This window comes from Shewanella litoralis (assembly GCF_009828585.1).
Taxonomy (GTDB): domain Bacteria; phylum Pseudomonadota; class Gammaproteobacteria; order Enterobacterales; family Shewanellaceae; genus Shewanella; species Shewanella litoralis.
Genome location: NZ_WSRZ01000062.1, coordinates 1 through 1,235, shown reverse-complemented (window position 1 = coordinate 1,235; position 1,235 = coordinate 1). Strand labels below are relative to the sequence as shown.

Annotated in this window: 1 protein-coding gene; it reads left to right on the top strand. The window is 43.6% G+C overall.

The genetic code is table 11. The annotated features are described in order from the left end of the window. Positions 1-67 precede the first annotated feature (67 nt). Positions 68-1,227 (top strand): IS3 family transposase gene (locus GQA99_RS20075; RefSeq protein WP_160056987.1). Its coding sequence is split into 2 segments (ribosomal slippage): positions 68-317 and positions 317-1,227, totalling 1,161 coding nucleotides; the frame shifts between segments, so codons are not numbered across the junction. Positions 1,228-1,235: the final 8 nt, after the last annotated feature.

Genomic DNA, 1,235 nt, shown 5'->3' with positions numbered 1-1,235 from the left:
TGTAGTGGTCTAATTCCATCGGACACTTAATTTTGAGACAGTATGGTCAATAAATTAAGGGGTCGATATGAGTTTAAAAAAATCACATAAGAGTTATCCGCAGGTATTTAAAGATGAAGCCGTCTTGATGGTGCTAGAGCAAGGATATAGCGTTGCTGATGCAGCAAAATCGCTTGGGGTTAGCACTAGCTTGCTTTACAACTGGAAGGAAAAACACCAAGCCCTGCAACAAGGTATCACCTTAGAAGAGTCTGAGCGTGATGAGTTGAAACGATTGCGTAGAGAAAATAAAGAATTACGCATGGAGAAAGAAATACTAAAAAAGGCAAGCGCCTTCTTTGCGAGAGAAATGAAGTAAAATTTCGCTTCATCAAACAGCAATCTAACCGGTTCCCTATCGCACTGTTATGCCGAGTAATGAGTGTCAGTAAGTCAGGCTATTACGATTGGCATAAACGCCCTGCAAACGTGATAAGCCTTGAAACACTAAAGCTTTATCGCCTTGTTCGACAGCTATTTAAGCAAAGTCGAGGCAGCTTAGGGAATCGTGAAATGGTGAAGAAATTGCGCAAGGAAGGCTACCAGGTTGGTCGCTATCTCGTTCGTAAAATTATGCACCGCCTTCGACTCAGAGCTACCCAGCGACGTGCTTACAAGGTGACGACACAGCGAAAACACTCAGATGCAGTGGCTGAGAACCTGTTAAACATGAACTTTAACCCTGTATCAGCTAATGAGGTTTGGGCAGGTGACGTGACCTATTTAAAGACCGGTGAAGGCTGGATGTATTTGGCGGTGGTAATGGATTTATATTCACGCCGGATTGTTGGATGGCACATAGACAAACGCATGACTACAGATTTGATATCCAAGGCATTAATGAAAGCCTACAACCTGCGCCAACCGGCCAGAGGGCTGGTATTTCACAGTGACCGAGGTTCACAGTATACCAGCAAGCAATTCGGTAAGCTGTTATCAAGCTATGGTATCCGAGCCAGTATGGGGGATGTGGGTGCGTGTTGGGATAATGCCGTCGTTGAACGTTTCTTTGGTAGTTTGAAACACGATTGGATTTTTAAAGTTGCTCAACCAACAAGGGAGTTTATGAAGCAAGATGTGACTGCTTACATGAAATATTACAACTTGGAGCGACTTCATTCAGCTAATGGTGATCTGTCACCGGTAGAGTTTGAAAATTCTCAACTAAAAGTGTCCAGTTTGGCTTGACCAGTACA